At 69.5% G+C, this 23,612-nt stretch carries 23 protein-coding genes; 12 read left to right on the forward strand and 11 right to left on the reverse strand.

Annotation, left to right across the window (positions count from 1 at the left end):
* Positions 1–115: 115 nt before the first annotated feature.
* Positions 116–1,399 carry a tyrosine--tRNA ligase gene (gene tyrS, locus IRT45_RS31090; protein ID WP_194809374.1) on the reverse strand — a complete coding sequence of 428 codons (1,284 nt, stop codon included), beginning with the start codon at positions 1,397–1,399 and terminating at the stop codon, positions 116–118.
* A gap of 167 nt (positions 1,400–1,566) precedes the next feature.
* Here tyrS and IRT45_RS31095 point away from each other — a divergent pair, with 167 nt between their 5' ends.
* Positions 1,567–2,502: an NAD(P)H-binding protein gene (locus IRT45_RS31095; RefSeq protein WP_309241233.1), complete on the forward strand. Its 936-nt coding sequence runs from the start codon at positions 1,567–1,569 to the stop codon at positions 2,500–2,502.
* 137 nt (positions 2,503–2,639) lie between these two features.
* Positions 2,640–3,608 carry an AraC family transcriptional regulator gene (locus IRT45_RS31100; protein WP_194809375.1) on the forward strand — a complete coding sequence of 323 codons (969 nt, stop codon included), beginning with the start codon at positions 2,640–2,642 and terminating at the stop codon, positions 3,606–3,608.
* A 94-nt stretch (positions 3,609–3,702) separates the two neighbouring features.
* Here IRT45_RS31100 and IRT45_RS31105 read toward each other — a convergent pair whose 3' ends face one another.
* Positions 3,703–4,371, reverse strand: coding sequence for a FadR/GntR family transcriptional regulator (locus tag IRT45_RS31105; protein WP_194809376.1), 669 nt, complete (start codon positions 4,369–4,371; stop codon positions 3,703–3,705).
* Positions 4,372–4,585: 214 nt separating this feature from the next.
* On the opposite strand from IRT45_RS31105, the gene IRT45_RS31110 reads away from it, so the two are divergent.
* Positions 4,586–6,283 (forward strand): 2-isopropylmalate synthase, encoded by a 1,698-nt coding sequence (locus IRT45_RS31110; RefSeq protein WP_194809377.1) that lies wholly within the window; start codon positions 4,586–4,588, stop codon positions 6,281–6,283.
* 4 nt (positions 6,284–6,287) lie between these two features.
* Here IRT45_RS31110 and IRT45_RS31115 read toward each other — a convergent pair whose 3' ends face one another.
* The 4 genes from IRT45_RS31115 to IRT45_RS31130 all read right to left on the reverse strand — a co-directional run bounded on the left by IRT45_RS31115 (position 6,288) and on the right by IRT45_RS31130 (position 9,633).
* Positions 6,288–6,911 (reverse strand): DNA-3-methyladenine glycosylase, encoded by a 624-nt coding sequence (locus tag IRT45_RS31115; RefSeq protein WP_194809378.1) that lies wholly within the window; start codon positions 6,909–6,911, stop codon positions 6,288–6,290.
* Positions 6,912–6,979: 68 nt separating this feature from the next.
* The gene (locus IRT45_RS31120) at positions 6,980–7,300 is read right to left on the reverse strand and encodes a DUF3761 domain-containing protein (protein WP_309241234.1); all 321 of its coding nucleotides are present in this window, start codon (positions 7,298–7,300) and stop codon (positions 6,980–6,982) included.
* Positions 7,301–7,395: 95 nt separating this feature from the next.
* The gene (locus tag IRT45_RS31125) at positions 7,396–8,304 is read right to left on the reverse strand and encodes an RNA polymerase sigma-70 factor (RefSeq protein WP_194809401.1); all 909 of its coding nucleotides are present in this window, start codon (positions 8,302–8,304) and stop codon (positions 7,396–7,398) included.
* A 75-nt stretch (positions 8,305–8,379) separates the two neighbouring features.
* The gene (locus tag IRT45_RS31130) at positions 8,380–9,633 is read right to left on the reverse strand and encodes an NAD(P)/FAD-dependent oxidoreductase (protein WP_194809379.1); all 1,254 of its coding nucleotides are present in this window, start codon (positions 9,631–9,633) and stop codon (positions 8,380–8,382) included.
* Between the two features lie 166 nt (positions 9,634–9,799).
* On the opposite strand from IRT45_RS31130, the gene IRT45_RS31135 reads away from it, so the two are divergent.
* A complete protein-coding gene (locus IRT45_RS31135) occupies positions 9,800–10,528 on the forward strand; it encodes a DsbA family oxidoreductase (protein WP_228535615.1) in 729 nt (242 codons plus the stop codon).
* Here IRT45_RS31135 and IRT45_RS31140 read toward each other — a convergent pair.
* Positions 10,441–11,241: an ATP-binding protein gene (locus tag IRT45_RS31140; RefSeq protein WP_194809380.1), complete on the reverse strand. Its 801-nt coding sequence runs from the start codon at positions 11,239–11,241 to the stop codon at positions 10,441–10,443. The two genes, IRT45_RS31135 and IRT45_RS31140, sit on opposite strands and share 88 nt — an antisense overlap.
* A 315-nt stretch (positions 11,242–11,556) precedes the next feature.
* Between IRT45_RS31140 and IRT45_RS31145 the strand changes: the two genes are divergently transcribed.
* Genes IRT45_RS31145 through IRT45_RS31155 form a run of 3 tightly spaced genes read left to right on the forward strand, consistent with a single transcriptional unit; the run spans position 11,557 to position 13,711 of the window.
* On the forward strand, positions 11,557–12,288 hold the full coding sequence (locus IRT45_RS31145) for an ABC transporter ATP-binding protein (protein ID WP_194809381.1): 732 nt from the start codon (positions 11,557–11,559) through the stop codon (positions 12,286–12,288).
* Positions 12,285–13,070, forward strand: coding sequence for an ABC transporter permease (locus IRT45_RS31150; protein ID WP_194809382.1), 786 nt, complete (start codon positions 12,285–12,287; stop codon positions 13,068–13,070). The genes IRT45_RS31145 and IRT45_RS31150 overlap by 4 nt, the downstream gene beginning before the upstream one ends.
* Positions 13,071–13,087: 17 nt before the next feature.
* Positions 13,088–13,711, forward strand: a complete 624-nt coding sequence (locus IRT45_RS31155; RefSeq protein WP_309241235.1) for a TetR family transcriptional regulator — start codon at positions 13,088–13,090, stop codon at positions 13,709–13,711.
* A gap of 24 nt (positions 13,712–13,735) precedes the next feature.
* Here the strand turns inward: IRT45_RS31155 and IRT45_RS31160 are convergent, their stop codons facing one another.
* Genes IRT45_RS31160 through IRT45_RS31170 form a run of 3 tightly spaced genes read right to left on the reverse strand, consistent with a single transcriptional unit; the run spans position 13,736 to position 16,678 of the window.
* A complete protein-coding gene (locus tag IRT45_RS31160) occupies positions 13,736–13,957 on the reverse strand; it encodes a Trm112 family protein (RefSeq protein WP_194809384.1) in 222 nt (73 codons plus the stop codon).
* Positions 13,958–13,967: 10 nt separating this feature from the next.
* Entirely contained in the window at positions 13,968–14,459 is a 492-nt protein-coding gene (locus IRT45_RS31165; RefSeq protein ID WP_309241236.1) for a GtrA family protein, read from the reverse strand.
* The gene (locus tag IRT45_RS31170) at positions 14,456–16,678 is read right to left on the reverse strand and encodes a hypothetical protein (protein WP_309241238.1); all 2,223 of its coding nucleotides are present in this window, start codon (positions 16,676–16,678) and stop codon (positions 14,456–14,458) included. The genes IRT45_RS31165 and IRT45_RS31170 overlap by 4 nt, the downstream gene beginning before the upstream one ends.
* 303 nt (positions 16,679–16,981) lie before the next feature.
* Between IRT45_RS31170 and IRT45_RS31175 the strand changes: the two genes are divergently transcribed.
* Positions 16,982–18,097 carry a glycosyltransferase gene (locus IRT45_RS31175; protein WP_194809385.1) on the forward strand — a complete coding sequence of 372 codons (1,116 nt, stop codon included), beginning with the start codon at positions 16,982–16,984 and terminating at the stop codon, positions 18,095–18,097.
* Positions 18,087–19,223, forward strand: a complete 1,137-nt coding sequence (rffA, locus tag IRT45_RS31180; protein WP_194809386.1) for a dTDP-4-amino-4,6-dideoxygalactose transaminase — start codon at positions 18,087–18,089, stop codon at positions 19,221–19,223. The genes IRT45_RS31175 and rffA overlap by 11 nt, the downstream gene beginning before the upstream one ends.
* Positions 19,224–19,322: 99 nt before the next feature.
* Here rffA and IRT45_RS31185 read toward each other — a convergent pair whose 3' ends face one another.
* Positions 19,323–22,274, reverse strand: a complete 2,952-nt coding sequence (locus IRT45_RS31185) for an AMP-binding protein (protein ID WP_375540173.1) — start codon at positions 22,272–22,274, stop codon at positions 19,323–19,325.
* Positions 22,275–22,664: 390 nt separating this feature from the next.
* Between IRT45_RS31185 and IRT45_RS31190 the strand changes: the two genes are divergently transcribed.
* From IRT45_RS31190 to idi, 3 genes are read left to right on the forward strand one after another with little or no spacing between them, the layout of a single operon-like run.
* Entirely contained in the window at positions 22,665–22,811 is a 147-nt protein-coding gene (locus tag IRT45_RS31190) for a hypothetical protein (RefSeq protein WP_194809406.1), read from the forward strand.
* On the forward strand, positions 22,808–23,050 hold the full coding sequence (locus IRT45_RS31195) for a hypothetical protein (protein WP_228535617.1): 243 nt from the start codon (positions 22,808–22,810) through the stop codon (positions 23,048–23,050). The genes IRT45_RS31190 and IRT45_RS31195 overlap by 4 nt, the downstream gene beginning before the upstream one ends.
* Positions 23,047–23,610: an isopentenyl-diphosphate Delta-isomerase gene (gene idi / locus IRT45_RS31200; protein WP_309241237.1), complete on the forward strand. Its 564-nt coding sequence runs from the start codon at positions 23,047–23,049 to the stop codon at positions 23,608–23,610. Before IRT45_RS31195 ends, idi begins: the two co-directional genes overlap by 4 nt.
* Positions 23,611–23,612: the final 2 nt, after the last annotated feature.

Below are 23,612 nucleotides of genomic sequence, written 5' to 3' on the forward strand. Positions count from 1 at the left end.
GCGGAGAACGGAACGTCAAATCGCCACGTCGGCTCGCGTTTGCGCTGGTCAGCGAGCCCCGGATGCGCGGGTGGCCGACCTGAATCACACGGATGTGACTCAGGTCATGGCCAGATCAGCTCCCGGCTCGGCGCGCGCCGGCGAAGTTCTTCTTGCCACGCCGCAGAACCAACCAGCGTCCGTGCAGGTAGTCGGTATCGGCGGGCACCCACTCCGGATCAGAGATGCGCGCGTTGTTCACCGACGCGCCACCGTCGGCCACCGCGCGGCGAGCCGCGCCGCGACTGTCGGACAGTCCGGAGGCGACCAGCAGATCCACGATCGTCGTTTCGGGACCGGCCTCCGCCACGGTGCCGTCACCGGCGGCTTCGGCCAGCGCGGAACCGAGCGTCGCCTCGTCCAGATCGTGCAGATCGCCGCGGCCGAACAGCGCCTGGCTGGCCAGCTGCACCGCGCGGGTGTGCGCTTCCCCGTGCACGAGGGTGGTCATCTCGGCGGCGAGGCGTCGCTGCGCTTCCCGGGCATGCGGACGCTCGGCGGTCGCGGTCTCGAGTTCGGCCAGTTCTTCGCGGTCGAGGAAGGTGAACCAGCGCAGGTAGCGGATCACGTCGGCGTCGCCGGTGTTCACGAAGTACTGGTACCAGGCGTACGGGCTGGTCATCTCGGGGTCGAGCCAGAGGCTGCCGCCGCCGGTCGACTTGCCGAATTTCTTGCCGTCGGCGGAGGTGACCAGCGGGGTGGTGAGGGCGTGGACCTGTTCGCCGTCGAGACGCCGGTTGAGTTCGACGCCGGCGATGATGTTGCCCCACTGATCGGAGCCGCCGACCTGCAGCCGGCAGCCGTGGGCGCGGCGCAACTGCACGAAGTCGTTGGCCTGCAACAGCATGTAGCTGAATTCGGTGTAGGAGATACCGTCGCTGTCGAGGCGGCGCTTGACCGTCTCGCGCGCGAGCATCACGTTCACCGAGAAGTGCTTGCCGATATCGCGGAGGAAGTCGACGGCGCTGAGGTCGCCCGTCCAGTCCATATTGTTGGCGATGATCGCGCCGGTCGGCGATTCGTCGAAGTCGACGAAGCGTTGCAGCTGGCCGCGGATCCGGTCGGCCCACTCGGCGACGGTGTCGGTCGAGTTCATCACCCGCTCCCCCACGTCGCGGGGGTCACCGATCAGGCCGGTGGCGCCGCCGGCCAGGACGATCGGGCGATGTCCGGCCTGCTGGAACCGCTTGAGCGTGAGCAGGGGGACGAGGTGACCGGCATGCAGACTCGCCGCCGTGGGGTCGAAACCCGCATACAGCGTGATCGGGCCCTTCGCCGTATCGGCCCGCAGGGCGTCCAGATCCGTGGACTGTGCGATCAGTCCACGCCAGGTCAGTTCGTCGATGATGTCGGCGCTCACGCCCTCCCATCTTTCCGCACCGGGCACGATCGGCTGCGCTGGGTCGCCTTGTCCGGATGGGCGTGCTGTCCGGTGTCGGGGCCCCGCCGGCCCGGCGTGGACGCGCGCGTATGTGTGCGAGCGTCCGGACCATGGCCGGTGGGCTCCGCTCCCGATGTACTCGAAGCATGACCGAAAACAACATCAGCCAGAACGAAACCACCGGCACCGCAACAATTTTCGATACCGCCGAATCCGATCAGCAGGCCGTGGCGGCTACCGCTTCCCGCGGCCTCGACCACACCGATGCGGGCCCTGTCGTCGTCTTGGGTGGCGCCGGGAAGACCGGTCGGCGGGTCGTGGCGCGTCTGGTCGAGCGCGGGATCGAGGTGCGACCGGCCTCCCGCTCGACGGCGATCGCCTTCGACTGGGCCGACCGGACGACCTGGGACGCCGCCCTGCACGGCGCCCGATCCGTCTACCTCGCGTACCAGCCGGATCTCGCCGCCCCGGGCGCCGACGAGGCGATCAGCGCACTGACCGAGGCGGCGCGGCGGGCCGGGGTGCGGCGACTGGTTCTGCTGTCCGGCCGGGGCGAGCCCGAAGCGCAGCGGTGTGAGGAGATCGCCCTGCGCAGTGGGCCGGCCACGACCGTCGTCCGGTGCAGTTGGTTCGCCCAGAATTTCAGCGAGGATTTTCTGGCCGAGGAGATCGCGGCGGGACAGGTGACACTGCCGGCCGACGCGGTCGCCGAGCCGTTCGTCGACGCCGAGGACATCGCCGATGTGGCCGTCGCGGCACTCACCGAGGACGGGCATGCCGGTGAGATATACGAGCTGACCGGGCCGCGGGCGCTGACCTTCGCCGAGGCCGTCGCCACGATCGCCGCCGCCACCGGTCGCGACATCGAGTATCAGCCGGTGAGCCTGGACGAGTACGCCGCCGCGATGTCGGAGATGGGACTGCCTCGCGAGGCGTCGACTCGCTGGTCTATGTGTTCGGCACCGTTCTCGACGGTCGCAATACGGCCGTCGCCGACGGGGTCGAGCGCGCGCTGGGGCGGGCGCCGCGATCGTTCACCGACTATGCCCGGCGGACCGCGGCCGAGGGCGGTTGGCCGGTAGCGGGCGGCGCATCGTCCGATGCGCCGCGGGAGTGATCGGCCGTGCCGGTGATCATGCGCGATTTCCCGGGACGGCGCCGCCCCACCGGGGCTGGGAACCCGGTTGCCGTGCCGGCCGCCATGCGCGATCGTCGTGGGATGGATGCCCTCGCCGACCTGCTCGACGGCCCGCGCGCTCGCGGTGCGTTCGTGATGCGCTCACTGCTGGACCCGCCGTGGTCGCTGCGGATCCAGGACCGGGCGCCGCTCACGGTGGTGGTGGTGACCCGCGGATATGCCTATCTGGTGCCCGACGGCGACGATCCGATCCGGCTCGATGAGGGCTCGGTCGCGATTCTGCGCGGTCCCGACCCGTACACGGTGGCCGACGAGCCCTCGACCCCGCCGCAGGCGATCGTTCACCCCGGGCAGACCACGACCACTCCGGATGGTGAACTGCTCTGTGAGACATGGGATCTCGGGGTGCGCAGCTGGGGGACGAATGCGGCCGGGACGACCGCACTGCTGACCGGAACCTACGAGGTGGCCGGCACGGTGAGCGACCGCCTGTTGCGCGCCCTGCCGCCGCGGGCCGTACTCGACGGTCACGAGGTGGACGAACGTCTGCTCGGACTGTTGGTCGACGAGTCCGGCCGCGATGTGCCCGGGCAGGCATCGGTTCTCGACCGGCTGCTGGATCTGCTGACCATCGCAGCACTACGCACGTGGTTCGCCCGGGCCGAGGCGCCGCAGTGGTACAGCGCCTACGCCGATCCCGTTGTGGGACAGGCGTTGCGGCTGCTCGAGCATAATCCCGCCCACGATTGGACGGTCGCCGAACTGGCGGCGACCGTCGGGGCGTCCCGGGCGGCGCTGGCCCGCCGGTTCACCGAACTCGTGGGGGATCCGCCGATCGCCTACCTCACCGAATGGCGGCTGGCGCGGGCGGCGGACCTGCTGCGCGGCACCGATGCGACCATCGAATCGATCGCGCGGCAGGTTGGTTACGGGACGGCGTTCAGTCTGAGTGCCGCGTTCAAACGGCGTTACGGGGTGAGCCCGGGTATGCATCGGCGCACCGAAACCCTTGCGGCGGAACCGGAACGCGACGCCGGTGCCGGCGGCTGACACTGCGGTCATGATTCGGTGTCCTTCCGGATGCTCGATGTCTGTTCGAGCGCGCTCACCACAGAAGACGGGGCACTCCGGAGGAATTCATCAGTCAGGAGAAAGCGGATTTCAAGGCGCTCAGGTGCACCCGGCTGGCCGTGGCCGCGGTGTCGGCCGATTGATCGCGGATCGCGTCGAACAACACCTCGTGGGCGTGATGGTCTGCGGCGGGATCGGCCATCGGCCGCATTCGCAGCATCTCGGTCATCGCGCGGTGCACGCGCGGGACGAAGGCGTCGAACAACTGCATCAGCACCTCGTTGTGCGCCGCGACGATCACGGTGCGGTGAAAGGCGGTGTCGGCGTCGACGAGATGTTCGACCGAATCGTCGGATCCGGCGCGCACCGACAGCGCCTTCCGCATCATCCGCAGGTCGGCAGGCGTGCGCCGCTGTGCGGCCAGCGCCGCGGCCTCGGCCTCGATGGCGATGCGGGCCTCGATGACGGCGGCGATGTCGGCCCGGCGCAACACCTCGTCCCAGTCCTCGGCCACCTCCAGCGCGGTGACGAAAACGCCTGCCCCCTGGCGGCTTTCGAGCACGCCCTGACCGGACAGTTCCCGGATCGCCTCGCGCAGCGTGGAACGTCCGACACCCAGCTGGGCCGCGAGGGTCGTCTCGCCCGGCAGTTTGTGTCCGAGTTGCCATTCACCCGCGCGGATCCGGTCGAGCAGGAGCCGGGCGGCCTGGGCCGCGAGCGGTTGCCTCTGCACGGTCGCCATCGGCCCTCACCTCTCTACTTGTCTGAGGAGTTGTCACTCGCTATGGTAGCCGACATGGGACAGGGACTGCTTCTCCTCGGCCGCCGCGGCGGGGTCTGAACGACCGGCACCCTGCCCGCGGGTTGCTGGGCTGCGCCGGTCGACATCTCCGACGCAGAAAGCCGATACCGTGCCCGCCCATACTTCCCGCTGGAATCGCCAGCGCCCCTCCGTCATGCCCTCGCATCGCTATCACGATGTGTACCACCGGGTTTCGGTGCCACTGACCGAGCGCAGCTGGCCCTCGAAACGCCTGGAATCCGCCCCGCTGTGGGTGCCGGTCGACCTGCGCGACGGCAATCAGGCCCTGGCCGAACCGATGGATCCGCAGCGCAAGCGCCGATTCTTCGAGATGCTGGTCGCGATCGGCTACAAGGAGATCGAGGTCGGCTATCCGAGCGCCTCGCAGACCGATTTCGACTTCGTCCGCCTCATCCGCGACGCCGAGCTGGCGCCCGCGGACGTCACCCTCGTCGTATTCACCCCGGCGCGTGCCGATCTCATCGCCCGGACCCTGGAATCGGTGGAGGGGATCACCAACGACGTGGTGATCCACATGTACACCGCGACCGCGCCGCTGTGGCGCGAGGTGGTGCTGGGCCGTTCCCGGGCCGACGTGGCGGAGATGATCGCCGCGGGTGGACGCGAGATCGCGCGACTGGCCGGTGACCGGCCGAATCTGCGATTCCAATTCTCCCCCGAGGTTTTCATGCTCACCGAACCGGACTTCGTACTGGAGGTGTGCGATGCGATGACAGAGCTGTGGGACGCCTGCGCCCAGCGCCCGGTCGTGCTGAATCTGCCGGCGACGGTGGAGGTCGCCACGCCCAATGTCTACGCCGACCAGATCGAATACATGGACCGCAATCTGAGCCGCCGCGACGGGGTGATCCTGTCGGTCCATCCGCACAACGACCGCGGCACCGGCATCGCCTGTGCGGAACTGGCGATGCTGGCCGGAGCCCAGCGCGTGGAGGGCTGTGTCTTCGGCAACGGTGAGCGCACCGGCAACGTCGACATCGCGACGCTCGCTTTGAATCTGCATGCCCAGGGCGTGGATCCGATGATCGACTTCTCCGATATCGACGGGATCCGCCGCACCGTCGAGTACTGCACCCGGATGCCGGTGCCCGAACGACACCCCTACGTCGGGGATCTGGTCTACACCGCGTTCTCCGGAACACACCAGGACGCGATCAGGAAGGGCTTCGCCGACCATCGCCGGCTGGCCGAACTCGCCGGGGTGCCGGAATCCGAGATCGAATGGCAGGTGCCGTATCTGCCCATCGATCCGGCGGATGTCGGACGCAGCTACGAGGCGGTGATCCGGGTGAATTCACAGTCCGGCAAGGGCGGTATCGCCTATCTGCTGCAGAGCGGCTACGGGCTGGACCTGCCGCGACGATGGCAGATCGACTTCGCCCGGCACGTGCAGCGCCATACCGACGACAGCGGCGCCGAGGTGACCGCGCGGTGGCTGTGGGATCTGCTGCGGCAGGTGTACGGCCCGGCCGGCGACGGTATCGACTGTGCCGCGGGCCGGATTCGATGGCGGCACAACGAATCCGGCGAGGTCGCGTTCACCGCGCCGAGTGCCGACGGGGAGGTCTGGACCACCTCGGCGCCCGCCGATGCCGCGCGCACATTCATCGAGATACTCGCCGCGCACGACATCTCGATCGAGTCGCTGCACTCGACCGGCCATCGGCTGCCCGCCGGCGCGGATGCGGAATTCGTGGTCTACGGCGAGTTCCGGATCGGCGGCGACACTCGCTGGGCACTCGGCATCGCCGATACCGTCGCGGCGGCCGAACTGGCGGCGACGGCCGCGGCGGCGCAGCGCGTACGGGTCCCGGCCGATGTGACGAGCTGAGCGCTCAGGCCGACCGCCCGACCTCGGGGGCGCGTGGACTGCGGCGGTAGGCCGAGACCGCCGGGGAGTCGCGCAACCACAGTCGCCACGGGCGGTCGGCGGCCAGGCTCACGCCGACCCGGGGGCCCACGCCGATCGCGGCGGAGTCGGTGATCTCGGGCCCCAACTCCAATCGGATCGGCGCCGCCGGATCGAACAGCGCGGTGCCGTAGTCGGAGAGGGTGATTGCGAGGGCACTGCCGAAGTTCCCGGGCCCGCGCGCCAGATCGGCTTCGGTGCGGGCCGCGGGACGCCGTGAGCGCGCGACCTCGTGTCCCTCGATCACCTCACCGGCCCGCAGCAGCACGGCGCTGGCGACGCCGTCGGGGCCGCTGGTGACGTTCACGCAGGTGTGCATGCCGTAACTGAAGTAGACATAGAGCATGCCGGGCGGGCCGAACATGACGGCATTGCGCGGGGTGCGGCCCCGGCCGGAGTGGGCCGCCGGGTCGTACCAGGGACCGGCCGGGTCACCGCCGTACGCCTCGACCTCCACGATGCGTACGGCGACCGGGCCGGACCGCATCGTCGCGCCCAGCACGCGGCGGGCGGAGGCCAGCGGTTCCACGGCGAGTTCCTCGGCAGACACGGGTTCTCATTCTTACTCGAGCACCCGTGGTGACCGGCGCCACGCCCGCCGCGGACCGTCCGGCTCGGTCAGAGCCAGCGCTCGACGCCGCCGTGATGCGAGCAGGTGCCGCTGCGGTGGCGGCTGTAGCTGTAGGTGCCGTCGCCGCACTGTGCGGTCGCGCCGTCGGGATCCGATCCGGGACGCGGGACGCAGGCGTGGTCGACGTTCTCGTAATCGCCCGCGGGGCAGGAGACGAAGGCCGGGGCGGCGGTCGCGGTGGTGGCGGCGGTGGGGGCGAAGACGGCGGCGAAGCCGACACCGGCGGCGAGCAGCCAGCCGGTCAGGGTGGTTCGACGGGCCGGAATCCTGGCGCCGGATCGACGGGTGCGGCTCGCTACGCTGTGCACTTGTGAAACTCCTACCATTCTGATCTCGGCCGGAACTGTCCCGGCGGATGACAAAAATAGCGCATCCCGCAGCCGCACCGGACATTTCGGTCGAATCAGAGGTACCGGGTCTCCTGCGGCGAGCGCAGGCCGGCGAGTTTGTCGGGGTTCACCTGGAAGCGCAGATTCTGCACGCGGCCGTCGAGAATGTCGAAGGTGAGCGCGCCGACGGGGAATCCGCCGATCTCGCCGACCACGCTCAGCTCACCGTTCACCACCGCGGCCCGCATCCGGATGCCGGTCAAAATGGGCTTGGCCAGCACGCCGAGCAGCCAGCGGGCGACGTGGTCGGGGCCGTGCAGCGGGCGCCGGGCCGCGGTGACCTTGCCGCCGCCGTCGTTCCAGAGGGTGACGTCGGGAGCGAGCAGTTGCATCAGCGCGTTGACGTCGCCCCCGTTGGCGGCCGCCAGGAACTGCTCGGTGATCTCCTGCCGCGCAACGGGATCGGTGTCGTAGCGAGGCCGGCGCGCCTGCACGTGATTACGGGCGCGATGCGAGATCTGCCGGACGGTCGGCTCGGGCCGATCGAGGAAGCCGGCGATCTCGGCGGGCGAGAAGCCGAAGACGTCGCGCAGGACGAACACCGCACGTTCGACCGGGCCCAGCGTCTCCAGCACGACCAGCATCGCCGTGGACACCGTGTCGACGATCTCGACGCGCTCGGTGGCATCGGGTTCGCTCAGCAGCGGTTCGGGCAGCCACGGACCGACATAGGTTTCGCGCACCGCGCGGGCGCTGGTCAGCCGGTTCAGCGACAGGTTCGTCACCGTCCGCACCAGATACGCCTTGGGGTGGCGGACCCGGTCCCGGTCGGCCTCGTGCCATTTCAACCAGGCGTCCTGCAGCACGTCCTCGGCGTCGGCCACACTGCCGAGCAGTTGATACGCGGTGGCGAACAGCAGCCGGCGATGCGTGTCGAACGCATCCCCGGGGTTCGCCGGCGGGACCGTGGGCCGCGCGGTCATCGCACCGGCGTCCTCGGCATCACCGTTCATGCGCTCATCCTCTCCCGCTCGGTCGAGCAGTCGCAATATCGCGTCTCAGGCCCCGGTGCGGCCGGCCGCGCGCGTCGCGCGTCCACCGCGCGACAGGGTGACCGAGACACTCGCGCGCCGGCTCAGCCGGAACGTCGGGACCGGGCTGCTGCTGACGAACTCCTTGTACCGCACCGCGGCCCGGCCCGTCAGATATCCGCGCCGAGGGCTGTCGTCGGCGTGGGTGAATCCGATGACGGCGTCGCGGCGGCCGAGGCTGACCGGCTGATGGAAGTAGCCGAATCGGAACGGGCGCACCGGCTTTCCGCGCAGTCGCCGCGCGATGGTGTCGGCGGCGTAGGCCGCGGTCGGCATCCCGCTCTGGCAGGTGCCGTGCATGCGGCCCCACGGCTGGGTGATCGCGGCGGCGTCGCCGATCGCGTAGACGTCCGGATGCGACACCGACCGCAACGTCGCGTCGGTGACGATGGCCCCCGCCGCGTCCGTGGTGATGCCGGCGTCGGCGGCCAGGGCGGGCACGCGCACTCCGGCGGTCCACAGCGTGAGCCCGGCCGGCACCATCACGCCACTGTCGAGGCGTACCGCGTCCGGCAGCACCTTGGTCACGCGAGTTCCGCTGCGGCGCACGATGTTCAGGCGATCCATGGCACGTTCGACGTACGCGCGCGGGCGCTCCCCCAGCATGGCGGCGGGTTCGCCGGTGCTGATCAGGGTGACGGTGAGGCCGGGATGGGATTCGGCGATTTCGGTGGCGGCTTCGACGCCGGTGAGACCGCCACCGCAGACCGCGACCGTTCCCCCGCTCGCCTCGAGTTCGGCCAGGCGCTGCGACATCCGATGCGCCGCGCGCGGATCGTCGAGGGTCCGGGCATGCTCGGCCACACCCGGCACGGTGGTGGTGTCGGCACGGCTGCCGAGGGCGTAGACCAGGGTGTCGTAGCCGAGTTCGGCGCTATCGTCGCAGAGCACGCGGTGCGCGACCGGATCGATCGCCGTGGCGGCGGCGCGATGGAAGGTCACGCCGGTGCCGGCCAGCAGGTCCGGGATGCGATGGTCGGCGAGTTCGGCACCGGCCGCGACCTGATGCATGCGCAGCCGCTCGGTGAACCGCTCCGACGGGTTGACCAGCGTGATGCGCACCGGCTGCTTGCGGGTGCGGCGCGCGAGCCGGATGGCCGCCAGCATTCCGGTGTAACCGGCACCGAGAACGACGATGTCGTGCGGCCGCCCGACGTCCGGCTCACGCTCGGTCCCTTCGTTGCGCTGGATCTCTCGGTTGCTGCGCTGGGTGTCGCTCATGGTCCTGTCCTTTCGCGGCGGGTCGACTGTGTGATTCGGTGATGGGACAAGTCGGCCGCCGCATTCGTGACACCCTCCGATGTGATGCCAGTCACACGTCAGGAACAGGCCGGGCAGGCGCTCGGTTGACATGTCAGGATTTTCCGAAGACGCGAATGAGGTGACCATGGCCGTGCAGGTCGAGATCTGGACCGATATCAACTGCCCGTTCTGCTATCTGGGCAAGCGGCGCTTCGAGCAGGCGCTGGCCGGCTTCGAGCACCGCGACCAGGTGCGGGTCGTGCACCGGTCCTTCGAACTGGATCCGACGCTGCCGGCCGGGCACAGCGGTCCGGTGGTCGCCCATATCGCCGAGAAGTATGGCATCAGCGAGGCCCAGGCCGCCGCCAACGAGCGCGGCATCGCCGCCCAGGCGCAGGCCGCCGGCCTGCCGTATCGCACCGAGGGACGCGACTTCGGCAACAGCTTCGATATGCACCGGCTGCTGCACTTCGCGCTGGATCGGGGACGGCAGGACGAAGTGCTCGACGCGCTGTACGAGGGCAATTTCGCCGACGAGCGGCCGGTGTTCGGCGATCGGGAACGGTTGATCGAACTGGCGGCGCGAGCGGGACTGGACCCGGTCGAGGTGCGCTCGACCCTCGACGATCCGCAGGCCTACGCCGACGCGGTGCGCGCCGACGAGAACACCGCCGCGCAACTCGGCGCACGAGGCGTGCCCTTCTTCGTCTTCGACCGCACCTACGGCGTCTCCGGCGCCCAGCCTCCCGAGGTGTTCAGCCAGGCCTTGGAACGCGCGTGGGCCGATCACGCTCCCGCGCTGCAGGTCCTCGGCGACGGCGACGCCTGCGGTCCGGACGGTTGTGCCGTCCCCGCCGCGGACGACCGAGGCTGATCGCGGTCCGGCGACGCCAGGGTGGTGACGATCGACGCCAGCCCGATGACCACCGGGCCGACCCGCGCGACCTCGGCGGCGGCCAGCTCCAGCGCCAACGGAACACCGTCGAGGTCCCGCACGATCTCGTCGAGCACCAGGCGATCGGCCAGGGAGTGCATCCGCCGGTAGTGGCTGTCGATACTCGCCGGCAGCAAACGCGAGCCCGGCGAGGATCCCGGATCGTAGTTCAGCAGACCGGTATCGACCGCCAGCGGCCGCACCAGGACCCCGTACTCCTGCGGCAGGCGCAGCGCCTCGCGGCTGGTCACCACGATCCGCACCTGCGGACATCGCTCGAGCAACTGTCCGACGTGGGGCGCCAGTTCCCGGGCGAGGGGATCGCAATTGTCCAGCAGGACGATTCGCGCCTCGGCGCCGATCACCGCCGCGAGCTCGGAGAACGCGGACGCCACCTGCCGCGGCTCGACCGTCACGGTACCGGGCGCGGCGTCCAGGAAGCCGATCAGCCGGCCGCGAAACTCGCTGTACCACAGCACTTCTCGCGCCAATCGTGACTTTCCGACGCCGGCGCGGCCGATCAGGGTCAGCAATCGGATCGATTGCCCACCGAGGAGCCTGCGGAGGGTGTCGACATCGTCGCCGCGCCCGACGAAGGCGGGGCCGGACGGTGCGGCAGAGCCGGGTGGAGAAAGCGGATGTTCGTGCCTCATGCGCCAATCACTGTCACACCGCGCCCCGATGGCGACCGAGAGAACCGATCAGGCCGTGCCGCGCTGCACCATTCGTCGCGCGAATCCAACTCCCCGAATGTCGACGAATACGCCGTGATCCCGGATAACGGGACCAACCCGAGCCCGCTCAGGAGCGGTATCGAAGCGGTCACGATCATCTGCCCCGACCGTGATCGACATATCCGGTTCGCCGCGAGGCTTGCGCCGCGACCGCACCCGGGGCAGAATTCAACACACAATGAATTCAACGCTCGGTGAATAATCTCGCCGGTCGTGCGAGCTGAGAGGTGGACCGTGGCGAACTCCGATTCGTCCCCGGCGATCACCGTCGAGCACCTGCGGGTGCGGCGCGGGGGACATGAAGTGCTGCACGATATTTCGCTGACCGTTCCGACGGGCAGCATTACCGGCCTGCTCGGCCCCTCCGGCTGCGGTAAGACCACACTGATGCGCAGCATCGTCGGCACTCAGCTGATCCAGGCCGGCAGTGTGCGGGTGCTCGGCGAGGAGGCCGGCAGCCGCGGTTTGCGGTCCCGTATCGGGTACGTCACGCAGGCGCCGAGCATCTACGACGACCTCAGCGTGGTGGAGAACGTCTCCTATTTCGCGGCGCTCTACGGCCGCGACACGAAGGCGGTGCACGCGGCGATCGACCAGGTCGGCATGACCCCGCACGACCGGCATCGGGGCAATCAGCTCTCCGGCGGACAGCGGACCCGGGTGTCGCTGGCGTGTGCGCTGGTCGCCGATCCGGAACTGCTGGTCCTCGACGAGCCGACCGTGGGGCTGGATCCGGTGCTGCGGGCCGAACTGTGGAAGCAGTTCCACGAACTCGCCGGTCAGGGCCGCACCCTCGTGGTGTCGAGTCATGTCATGGACGAGGCCGAGCATTGCGACCAGCTGCTGCTCATGCGCGACGGCCACCTCCTGGCCCAGCTCACCCCCGACAAACTGCGCGCCGACACCGGCGAAACCAGTTTGGAGAACGCATTTCTCGCCCTGATCACGATGGGACAGCCGCGATGACAACGACATTCGCACCGCCGTCACACCGGCCGCTGCGCTGCTACACCGCGACCTCGGCGCGCATCCTGCGTCAGTTGCGCGCGGACCGGCGTACCGTCGCCATGCTGCTGCTGGTGCCGACCCTGCTCATGGCACTGCTGTATTTCGTCTATCACGAGACGCCGACGATGCCCGGCGTGCCGTCGCTGTTCGACCGCGTCGGGATCAGCATGCTGGGCATCCTGCCCTTCATCGTGATGTTCCTGATCACCGCGATCGCCATGCAGCGCGAGCGGACCTCGGGCACGCTGGAGCGGCTGATGACCACACCGCTGTCGAAGCTGGATCTGCTGGGCGGATACGGCACCGCGTTCTCCGTCGCCGCGGCGGCGCAGGCGGGCCTGGCGTGTCTGGTCTCGTTCTGGTTGCTGGGATTACAGGCCGCGGGCAGCGCCTGGCTGGTGCTGCTGATCGCCGTGGTCGACGCGGTGCTGGGTGTGGCGCTGGGCCTGTTGGCCAGTGCCTTCGCGCGCACCGAATTCCAGGCCGTGCAGTTCATGCCGCTGGTGGTGGGCCCGCAGTTCTTCCTCTGCGGCCTGCTGGTCCCGCGCGATCAACTGCCGCGCTGGCTGGAGATCATCAGCGACGTGCTGCCGCTCAGCTATGCGGTCGACGCGCTGCAGGAGGTCTCCCGGCACCCGGGCGCGACCGCCGCGATGTGGCGAGATCTGGGCATCGTCGCCGCATTCGCCGCTGTCGCACTGGCTTTGGGCGCCGCCACCCTCCGCCGGCGTACGGCATGAGCGATCAGGCGCACGACGTGAGCGACGTGACCGAGCGGGTGAGCGGGCGCAGCGGGCGGCGGGCCGGTGAATCGGGTACGCGGGAGGCGATTCTGGACGCGGCGCGCACCCGCTTCGCCGAGGTCGGATTCGACAAGGCGTCGATCCGCTCGATCGCGGGCGCGGCGGGAGTCGATCCCGCGCTGGTGCATCACTACTTCGGCACCAAACAGCAATTGTTTTCCGCCACACTGAATCTGCCGATAGATCCGGAGATGATCCGCGCGCCGATCCGCGCCGCCGAACTCGACCGGCTGGGCGAGACCGTGGTCCGGACCGTGGTCGGCGCGTGGGATTCCTCGGTGGGAGAGCACGCGGTCGCGGCCTTCCGGGGCATCCTCGCGGGCGGGGATGCCGCGCTCGCGCGCAGCTTCCTGCTGGAGGTCGCGCTGAAAGATGTTCGGGAGAAAGTGGATTCGCCGCCGGGCACCGGCACCACGCGAGTGGTCCTCGCCGTGTCGCAGATGGTCGGACTACTGGTCGCGCGCATGATTCTGCAGGTCGAGCCCGTGGCGTCGATGCCGCTGGACGAGCTGGCCGCGACGGTCGGGCCGACGATCCAGCGGTATCTGACCGGCGAATTGCCCGTCACCGGCGGCTAGCCTGCGCACCGCCGGCCGGCGGACTCAGCCCTGGGCGGTGAAGGACTCGTGCTCGGCGTCGCCGACCGCACGGGCCTCGTCCACCAGCAGCACCGGGATGCCGTTGTCTACCGGGTAGGCGCGGCGCAGGCGCGGGTTGTAGAGCACGCTGTTGCCGTCCGCGGCGCGGACCAGCGACAACGGCCCCTTGTCCTCCGGACAGGCCAGCAGGCTCAACAACGTCGGGTCCAGGGTTTGCTCCGCCATATCCGACAACCTACCCGCCCACCTCATCCGCCGGCCGGGCCGCCCGCCGGAACGAGATGTGCCGATGCCCGAAGAAGCTGAGCACCGCCACCAGCCCCATCACCACGACCGTCGCGGGAGTTTCCGGCAGGTCGAACACCCCGACCGCCAGTTGCACACCCGCCATGTTCAGTATCAGCCCGCCCGAGTTGACGGCGACGAAGCGCACGAAGTCGGCGAGCAGGTGACCACGCACCCGGAAGACCAGGGTGCGATGGGCGAAGAAGGCGAACACGATGCTGATCGAGTAGGCCAGCGCCACCGCCACCGCGGGCGGCCAGCCGCCGGGCAGCAGTTTCAGCCACATCACCGTCAGCACCATGCCCAGCAGCGTGTTGGCCGCGCCGACCGCGGCGAAGGCGATCTCCTGACGGCGGATCAGTCGCAGCAGCAGACCCGGCGGCGGGGTGTCCGGCTCCCCCGCCACCCGCGCCGCGGCCGCTCCGTCCGCACCGAGGCTCACGACACCACGTCCGCGGCTTTCCGTGTCACCGGTTCGCCGGATTCGCCGGGACGCCGCCGGGAACGCAGGTACAGCCACTGCATCACCGCCAGCAGCACCAGGCCGCCGGCCGCGGCGGCGACACCGATGCGCCACCCCGGCGGCTCCCAGGAGACCTCCAGCGTGGCATCGCGTGTTCCGGCCGGAATATCCACGGCGACAATGGATTTCGCGACTTCACGGATCGGCAGCTCGTGCCCGTTCAGGGTGGCGCGATAGCCGGGCCAGTTCAGCCGCGCGAGGACCACACGGCCGCCGTCGGGTGAGCTCACGCGTACCCGGCTGGTGCGGTCGGATTCCGACAGCGAGCTCGCCTGCACGTCGTGTGCGTCGGCGATGCGGCCGTTCTGGGTGGAAACCAGGCCCTGCTCACGCTCGAGCACCCAGATGTAGCGTTCGTGGCCCGGATGGTCGACCCACTTCCAGCCGGGCGGGGCGGGCTGGTTGCCCAGCTCCGGGTACATGGCACGCTGCAGCACGACCCGGTCGAGTTTCATCAGGTCCACCGGGGCGACCCCGGTAGCAGGCTCGGGGGTGAACAGCCGCCGGAACGAGTCCGGACAGACGCTGGAATCCCAGCGCATGCACAGCATCTCGCCGAACCAGTAGTGCCCGTTGGGTGTGTAACCGTTGACGTAGTTGCGATGCACGTCCTTGGCGAAGTTGCCGAACACCAGCGATCCGTAGGCGCCCTGCAGGCTCTTGTCCTGCGGCTGCAGCAGCCCGCGGTCGCCGAGCTGGATGGTGACACCGTCGAAGGCCGGGAACGCCGCCTCCGCCTCGGAGCGATGCACGGGCAGATTCCAGCCCATCGGCGTCGGCTGCACCAGATACACCTGCAGGTAGGCGATCGGGAGCATGGCGACGACGGTCGCCAGCGCGGCCGCCCCGCTTCCACGCTTCGCCCACAACCACACCACGCCGGCGCCCACCGCCGCGACCGCGAGCGCGGAGAGCACATGCCACCAGATGTGGTGCGGGTCGGCGGAAAACGTTCGCACCCAGAGCAATCCGATCAGCACCGCCGCCGCCACCGCGCGCGGGCGCCAGTCGCGCACCGTGCCGAACCGGCCCAGCAGTACGCAGACCAGGATCAGCAGGCCGACCGCCACCATCGGCAGCACCCGCGCCGGCCAGCGCAGCGGGCCGACCGTGCCCGGTCCCGCCGTCCACATCAGGAACATGATCGCGAACAGCGCCACCGAGATCAGTTCCCGCCAGACCCGGCGCGCGCCGTTCCAGTCGATGAATGCCAGCGCCGGAATGAGGAACCACGCGATATAGGTGACCGGCAGCGGCTGCACATATCCCCACCACGAGGTGAACGCAGGCATCGCCGACGGCAGGCTGGCGTTCAGCGATTCCGACCACGGCACCGTCAGGAACCGGTCGTTGTTGATCTGGGAATTGCCCCGCCAGCTCACCGTCGCCGACAGCATGCTCGGCAGATACGTCATCAAACCGGCCATACCGGCCGCGGCGGCGACCACCGCCACCCGCAGCACCGGCCGCCAGGCGCGTTGGACGACAAGCTCTCCCACCGCGATGGCCACCAGCATCAGCGCCGCCTCGACGGCCGGAAAGACGTATTCGACCGAAATCGCCAGATACAGGAAGACGAACAACGGAATCGGCCCGTAACCGCGGGTGCCGCCGTAGCGCGACCGATCACCGGCCGGGCCACGGGCATAGCGCACGGCACTGGCCCAGGCGTGCAGCATCCAGGCGGTCCCGGTCAACGAGGTGACCCAGCTGGCCTCGTCGAAGAACAGGAACCAGCCCGAGAGCGGAAACGCGATGCCCGCCACGGCCGCCCACGACGCGCGACTGCCGTAGACCAGGCAGACCCGGTACACGCCGAGTGCGGCGATGATCGAGAAGATCAGTTTGACGACCGTCGCCAGCAGCGCGAGATTGTCCACCGAGGGCGCGATCAGATCGATCAGCAACTGCGGCGGATTGAACAGGCCCGCCTCTTCCATGGTGTAGTTCCCGGTCATCCACTGTTCGGGCACCATCAGCGGCAGATGGCCCTCGCGCAGATGCCGGCCGAGCATCACCCACAGCGGGGCGTACTGGGATTCGGTGTCGTCGGTGTAGAAGTGCCGCGCATTGGCGAGCAGCACCGCGATATATCCGGCGATTACCCCGAGTGCGGTGATCGCTCCCCATCGGAACACGATCCGCCGCGGACGCCCCGCGCCACTCTGCTCGGGCCGGGGAGCGGCAGACCGCCCATCATCGACGGCGACATCGCGCCGATCCTCCCCGGGCTCCGCGAGCGCCGTCGTCGACACTGCACTTTCCACCACGATTGACAGACCCTACCCGCCCGCGCGCTCGCGGGCACCGCCCCCGGAACCGCCGCCCGCTCACGGAGCCGAAGCCGGTGACCAGCAGCGTGTTAGAGTTCACCCCGATTCGGGCTCTGGATACAGGCGAGGAGTTCCGGTGCGCACCGTCATCGAAAGTCGAACCAGCTGATGCCGATTCCGTCCGCAACCGCACATTCCCCTGCCGCCGGGCAGGCTCCGACACCGGATGTTCACCTACCGGTCACCGGCGGCGGCCAGCGGGTGCATGCGGTCTCGGTGGTGATCCCGGTGTATCGCGGGGAGCAGACCATCGCCGGCTTGGTCGCCGAACTGCACGAATTGTCGCAGTCCTCGGTGACGCCGGACGGCAACCGTTTCGCGGTCGAGGAGATCGTGCTGGTCCACGACCACGGCCCCGACCGTTCCGACGTCGTGCTGCAGCGACTGGCCGCCGAATACCCGCAGGTCCGGGCCATCTGGCTGAGCCGCAACTTCGGTCAGGACGCGGCCACCATCGCCGGAATGGCCGCCGCCCGCGGCGAGTGGATCGTCACGATGGACGAAGACGGACAACACGATCCGGGATTCATCGGCGCCTTCCTCGACACCGCGCTCGCCCAGCGCGCGGATCTGGTCTATTCGAAGCCGACCAACACCCGCCCGCACGGCCTGCTGCGCAACCTCACCTCGCGCGGCGCCAAGGTGGTCTTGGCGACGGTCTTCGCCTTCCCCGATTCCACCCGCTTCGAAAGCTACCGGCTGATCCGCGGCGACATCGGCCGGCAGCTGGCCGAGGTCGCCTCCAACGGGGTGTATCTGGACGTGGCGCTGACCTGGGTGGTGGACAATACCGCGCAGGCGCCGGTGGTGCTGCGCGCGGAGGGCCGCGAAGAGTCCGGTTACAACTACCGCCGGCTGTTCTCGCTGTTCTGGAAGATGGTGCTGTGCAGCGGAACTCGCGGCCTGCGCCTGGTGAGCATGCTGGGCGTGACCCTGGCCGCCGGTGGTGCCGTGATGGCCGCGGTGGTGATCGGGAACGCCCTGTTCGGCAGCGGTCACGACCCCGAGGGCTGGGCCTCGATCATCGTGGTGCTGCTGCTGGTCTCGGGCGCGATCCTGTTCTCGCTCGGCCTGATCGCGGAGTATCTGGGTGTGGCGTTGCACGTGCTGGTGGGCAAACCGCTGTATCTGACGGTAGATTCCCCGACACCGCGTCCGCACGCCGAGGCGCGGGTTCCGACCACGGCCGCAGCAATCGGGGGACACGATCCGGGTGAGCACTGACCGCATCCTCTTCAGCCGTCCCTACCGCGCCCAGGCCGAGCTGACGAATCTGGCCGCCGTCCTGGCCTCCGACCACAGTCACGGCGACGGGCCGTTCACCGCGGCGGCGACGGCGAAACTGCGCGCCATCACCGGCGCTCCGCACGCCCTGCTGACCACCTCGTGCACCCACGCGCTGGAGATGGCCGGGCTGCTGCTCGAACTGGGTCCCGACGACGAGGTGATCGTCCCCAGTTTCGCCTTCACCTCCACCGCCACCGCGGTCGCGATGCGCGGGGCCACCTGCGTCTTCGCCGATATCGACGAGCGCGGCAACCTCGACCCGGAGTCGGTGGCCGCGGCGGTCACCGAACGCACCAAGGCGATCGTGGTCATCCACTACGGCGGCGTCGGTGCCGATATGGACCGGCTGCTCGAGATCTCCGAGGCGCACGGCCTGGCCATCGTCGAGGACACCGCGCACGGCCTCGGCGGCCGGTGGCGCGGGCGGCCGCTGGGCACGATCGGCACCGTGGGAGCACTCAGCTTCCACGACACCAAGAACGTGCACTGCGGTGAGGGCGGGGCCATCCTGCTCACCGACGAGATCCTCATGGGGCGCGCCGAGATCATCCGCGAGAAGGGCACCGACCGGGCGCGGTTCCTGCGCGGGGCGGTCGACAAGTACTCCTGGCAGGACATCGGATCGAGTTATCTTCCCAGTGAGTTGAATGCCGCGGTGCTCGATGCGCAGCTGGCCGAATTCGACCGGATCCAGGCCGGGCGCATGCGGGTGTGGAACGCCTACGCCGCCGCGCTGCCGGAGTGGGCCGCGCGCAACGACGTGCGGTTGATGCAGGTCCCGGACGATCGCGAGCACACCGCACATCTGTACTTCCTGCGCACCCCGACCGAGGACGCCCGCGACGAGTTGATCGGATACCTTCGCGAACAAGGCATTTCGGCCCCGTTCCACTACGTGCCGCTGCACTCCAGCCCGGCCGGGCAGAAACTCGGCCGCACCACGGTCCCCTGCCCGCGCACCGACGAATTCTCGGCGACCCTGCTCCGCCTGCCGCTGTGGCCGGATCTCAGCGATCAGCAGGTCGCGCGCGTGATCGAGACGGTCACGGCCTTCACCGTGTGAGCGGGCGGAGACCACACCCGCGACAACGGTGCCGGACCGGCAGTAGACGGGCCGAAACGGGCGCCGCATACGCCCGGTTCCGCCGCAACCTCCTGGCCGCTACCCCAGCAGAGCGGCCGCGACCTCGGGCGTGAGCAACTCGTAGCCTTCCGCCTCGCGGTTGTAGTACCAGGTGTTCTCGTTCGGTTCGAGGCGAAGTGCCGACCGCACCGCGTGGGTGGCGGGGCGGAAGCTGGAGCTGCGCGGAATCTCGTCAACCACCTGCACGACATCGGGTCGCTGGGCGTGGTCGAGGGCGCGCAGGCCCTCGGTGACGTCGGCGGGTTCCAGGCGGTGGCCCGCGCGCACGCTCACCACGGCCACCGCGAGCGTGGTGCTCGGGGTGCGGCGGCCGAACGCGACCTCCATGTCGACGGCCGCGATGTCGTTGAGCGCGTCCACGATCGGCTGGGTGTAGACCGGCCCGCGCGCGGTGGCGATGACGGTGTCGCGGCGGTCCATCAGCCAGTAGTCGCCGTCGCTGTCGCGGCGGAACAGATTCTCCGTCGGCATCCAGGCGTCACCGGCGCTGAAGACCCCGCGCAGGCCGCCGCGGGAGATGTCGACGGTGTCGGCGGCCCGCCCGATCAGCAGGCCCACCTCGTTGTCGGCGGCGCGGCGAGCGAAACCTCTTGTGTCGGTGACGATCTGCTCGGCGATCGGATCGTAGGAGATCAGTTCCACCTTCGCCGTGCCCGGCACCGGGCGGCCCTTGCAGCCGATCTTCACGCCCGCCACGTTCGCGAGCACCACATCTCCCTCGATGGAGGCGTAGAACTCCAACACCCGCGCGGGGGCGAACCGTTCCGTGGTGCGCCGCCACAACCCGGCCGGTATACCGGAGCCGATGAACAGCCGGATCGGATGCGAATGGCCGGCGGGGAAGGTGTCGGCGTCGAGGATGTCGCGCAGCATGGTCCAGGTGTAGGTGACCACGGTGACCCCGTAGCGGTGCACCTCCGCGGCGAAGCTGGGCGGATCCAGCGACCGGGCCAGCGCGATCCGGCTGCCACCGGCCACCGCGCCACCCAGACTCACCAGCAGTCCCGACGAATGATGCAGCGGCGCAAGGCAATACACCGTATCGCGGCGGTCGAGATCGGCCGCCGATGCGGTGCCGAAGGCCGACAGCGCCCACCGGTGGTTGGTGATGTATTTCAGGTCGAGTTTGTCGCCGGTGCCGGTGACCAGGATGAACGCCAGCTCGCGCGCCACCCCCGGATCGGGGCGGAACCAGCCCGGCAGCGCCACCGCCGCCGGGTCGACCTGCTCCAGGTCGACCACATCGGCGCCGTCCGGAATGTCGAGTGTGCGGGCATTGCCGCCCCCGAGCACCAGGACCCGGGTTCCGGCGGCGGCCGCGGTCCGCAGATTCTCCGGATCGGCCACGATCACCGTGGTTCCGGTCGATTCGACCGCCCGCGCGGTATCGCCGCCGGGCGCCAGCAACACCGCGACCGCCCCGATCCGCGAGAGCGCCGCGACCGAGGCCAGCGCACTCGGGCGGGTTTCCATCAGCACCCCGACGCGGGTGCCGGGGCGTACGCCCGCCGAGATCAGCCCGCGCACCACATTGTCGATGCGGGCGCCGACCGCGGCGTGGGTGTGTACCCGGTCGTCGAAGAGGAACAACTCCCGCATCGGCGCGCTGCGCTGTTGTTCGGCGAGCAAGCGGCCCAGCGAGATCCGGGTGTGCGACTGGATCATGCCGAGCCGGGTCAGCCGGGGCAGCGCCCGGGCCGCCTCCCCCGTCAGCTCCTTCGATCCGCGCAGCGCGTTTCCGGCCAGGCTGCCGAACGCCGCGCCGATTCCCGCGCCGGCCTCGGCCAGGGTGGCCGCGGTGTGCACGACCCGGGTGGCGGCGGTGGCCTGGCGGTCGGCGGCCACGTGCTCGTGCATGGGCGCGATCTGTTCGGGCAGTTCGGCGTGCCCGCCCAGCCAGTTCACCCAGTCGCGCACCAGCGGCCAGGTCTGGTTGGTGGCGGTACTGCCCGCCACCAGGCCGAAATGCCCCGCCACCAGTGTGGCCTCGTAGACCTCGGCATTGGGCGCCGCGCGCACGATACCGCGCACCGCCGCCGGCTGGCCGATGTCGTCGACCTCGCCGACGAAGGCGAGGATGGGGCATTTGACCTCGGCCAGCGAGATCGGCTGATCACGAATGACGAAGCCGCCGGACATCATCCGGTTGTGCGCGACGAACTGCTTGAGCAGATCGGCGGCCGCCGGTCCGGAATAGCCCACCCAGCCGTCATGTTCGAGGAAGCGGCGCTGACGTTCCTTGGGCAGCAACGCCTCCCGGTCGTGCAACTGGCGCAGGAAGTCGATCCGGGCCTTCGCCGTCTTCACCGGGTCGAGCAACTGGAAGCCGACGCGCACCATGGCATCGGTGATCGGCAGCCGGGTCAGGACGTGGTCGGCGACGAAATCGGCGACCTCCGACACCAGTCCGTAGGGCAGCCCGAACGGCAGGCCCGCCACGATGTCGACCGGGCTGCCGAAGGTGACGATGCTCTGCACGCCCTTGCCGTAGCGGAACGCGGTGGCCTGGTAGGCGAACATGCCGCCCTGCGAGTACCCCATCAGGTGGACCCCGCGGCCGGTCAGTTCGTTGACCGTGTCGATCGCGCTCGACAGGGCGAGGACGTGGTCGGCCAGATCGCGCTGCCAGCCGCCTTCCTCGGTGGCCGGCGAGCCGAAATCCAATACCCAGCAATCGATTCCGGCGCGATGGAGGATACCGACCGCGCCGCCCTCGGCATTGACGTCGTAGATGTCGGCGTTGACCATCAGCGGCGGCACCAGCAGCGCGACGGGCCGGTCCGCGGCCGGATCGTCGGGGAAGTAGTGGCGCAGCCGGTACATCCGCTTGCGCTCGGTGACCTCGAAGGGCGAGGACTCCACGTCGTGGGCGAGGCCGCCGAAACGGATGACCTCGAGACCGTTCTGCGCGGTCGCCATCAACCGTCGCGCCGGCCCCGTCAGGGTTCTCGTATCGAACTTCACAACCACTCCCAGCCCTTGTGCCCTGCGCTCACACCTTCACGCCCCCTGCGTGCGGGTCGAGCCTGCCACATCGACAGCCTACTGCGGCCCCGTTGTGATCGGTCCCATCCGCGATCACAGGTTGCGCACGGACGGGGTGCGGGCGCGGCCGCCGGCACAGAGTTTTCGCGAATACGGTCGCGCGGCACCGGCTGTGCCCTACGATGGATCACGGAAGCCGTTGTAGCGCATGACTATTCGATCAGATGTCTAGTTCGCCAGGCCAGTCCCGACTCCCATTCTCCGCAGGTGGCAGAAACCGATTCCGGTCGGTTTCGTGTCCGCGTGTTCGCGTGCCGACGACAGTGTTCGGCGCTGTCCGCATCCATCGCCAACCCCCCGAGGTGAGGACCGCAGATGACCCTCGAACTTCCCGACCGGACCGACAATCACGACCGCAAATCCCTGTCCACCGCCGCCGCCCATCAATTGGCCCACACCACCAAATCCGAACCCCAGATGCACGATATCGGCCCGTCACCGGTGGCCGGTCGGCCGCGGTGAGCTGGATCGACGCCCACTACGGGTGCATGATCCATCCGCGCGGCGAGTATTTCCGGGCGATGACGGCCCACGGCCTGGTCCCTATCGCGGTCACCGACCTGACCTCCGCGACCATCCCGTACTGGGAACTTCGTACGCGGTGCGAGCTGGCGACCGGGGTGGAGGAACCGTTTCTCACGTCCTATCGCGAGGGCAGTTTCCAGTACCTGGTCATAGCCGCCGATAAGGTAGGACGGTGACCGGCACCCACACCACCTCCACCGACAGCACGGTCGACCGCGAGTCCCTGCCCGTCGAACTGGTCGACGAGCAGGGCCGCGCGACCGGAATCTGCCCGGTGTCCGACGCCCACACCGCGCCCGGACGGCTGCACCGCGCGTTCTCGGTGCTGCTGTTCGGGCCGGACGGGCGGGTGCTGCTGCAGCAGCGGGCCGCGGTCAAGACCCGGTTCCCGCTGCGCTGGTCCAACACCTGCTGCGGACACCCGGGGCCGGGCCAGTCCCTCGCCGAGGCCGCCGCTGTCCGGCTGGGCGAGGAACTGCGGATCGGCGCGGAACTGCGTGAGGTCGGGGTCTATCGCTACCGGGCCGACGATCCCGCGACCGGGCGGGTCGAGGACGAATGGGATCACGTACTGATCGGCGAGTTCACCGGCGTGCCCGAACATCCCGACCCGGCGGAAGTAGCCGCGCTGCGCTGGGCGGATCCCGATCGGCTCGACGCCGATATCGCTTGCGCCCCAGCGGATTTCACGCCGTGGCTGCACGGTGTGCTGGCCACGGCGCGCACCGGCCGCTGAAC

It is taken from the genome of Nocardia sp. BSTN01 (genome assembly GCF_015354405.1).
In the GTDB taxonomy this organism is placed as follows: Bacteria; Actinomycetota; Actinomycetes; order Mycobacteriales; family Mycobacteriaceae; genus Nocardia.

Coding starts and splice junctions, on each gene's coding strand:
- IRT45_RS31095 (WP_309241233.1), top strand. CDS start 1,567: ATGACCGAAAACAACATCAGCCAGAACGAAACCACCGGCACCGCAACA.
- IRT45_RS31100 (WP_194809375.1), top strand. CDS start 2,640: ATGGATGCCCTCGCCGACCTGCTCGACGGCCCGCGCGCTCGCGGTGCG.
- IRT45_RS31105 (WP_194809376.1), bottom strand. CDS start 4,371: ATGGCGACCGTGCAGAGGCAACCGCTCGCGGCCCAGGCCGCCCGGCTC.
- IRT45_RS31110 (WP_194809377.1), top strand. CDS start 4,586: ATGCCCTCGCATCGCTATCACGATGTGTACCACCGGGTTTCGGTGCCA.
- IRT45_RS31125 (WP_194809401.1), bottom strand. CDS start 8,304: ATGACCGCGCGGCCCACGGTCCCGCCGGCGAACCCCGGGGATGCGTTC.
- IRT45_RS31130 (WP_194809379.1), bottom strand. CDS start 9,633: ATGAGCGACACCCAGCGCAGCAACCGAGAGATCCAGCGCAACGAAGGG.
- IRT45_RS31135 (WP_228535615.1), top strand. CDS start 9,800: ATGGCCGTGCAGGTCGAGATCTGGACCGATATCAACTGCCCGTTCTGC.
- IRT45_RS31140 (WP_194809380.1), bottom strand. CDS start 11,241: ATGAGGCACGAACATCCGCTTTCTCCACCCGGCTCTGCCGCACCGTCC.
- IRT45_RS31150 (WP_194809382.1), top strand. CDS start 12,285: ATGACAACGACATTCGCACCGCCGTCACACCGGCCGCTGCGCTGCTAC.
- IRT45_RS31160 (WP_194809384.1), bottom strand. CDS start 13,957: ATGGCGGAGCAAACCCTGGACCCGACGTTGTTGAGCCTGCTGGCCTGT.
- IRT45_RS31175 (WP_194809385.1), top strand. CDS start 16,982: ATGCCGATTCCGTCCGCAACCGCACATTCCCCTGCCGCCGGGCAGGCT.
- IRT45_RS31190 (WP_194809406.1), top strand. CDS start 22,665: ATGACCCTCGAACTTCCCGACCGGACCGACAATCACGACCGCAAATCC.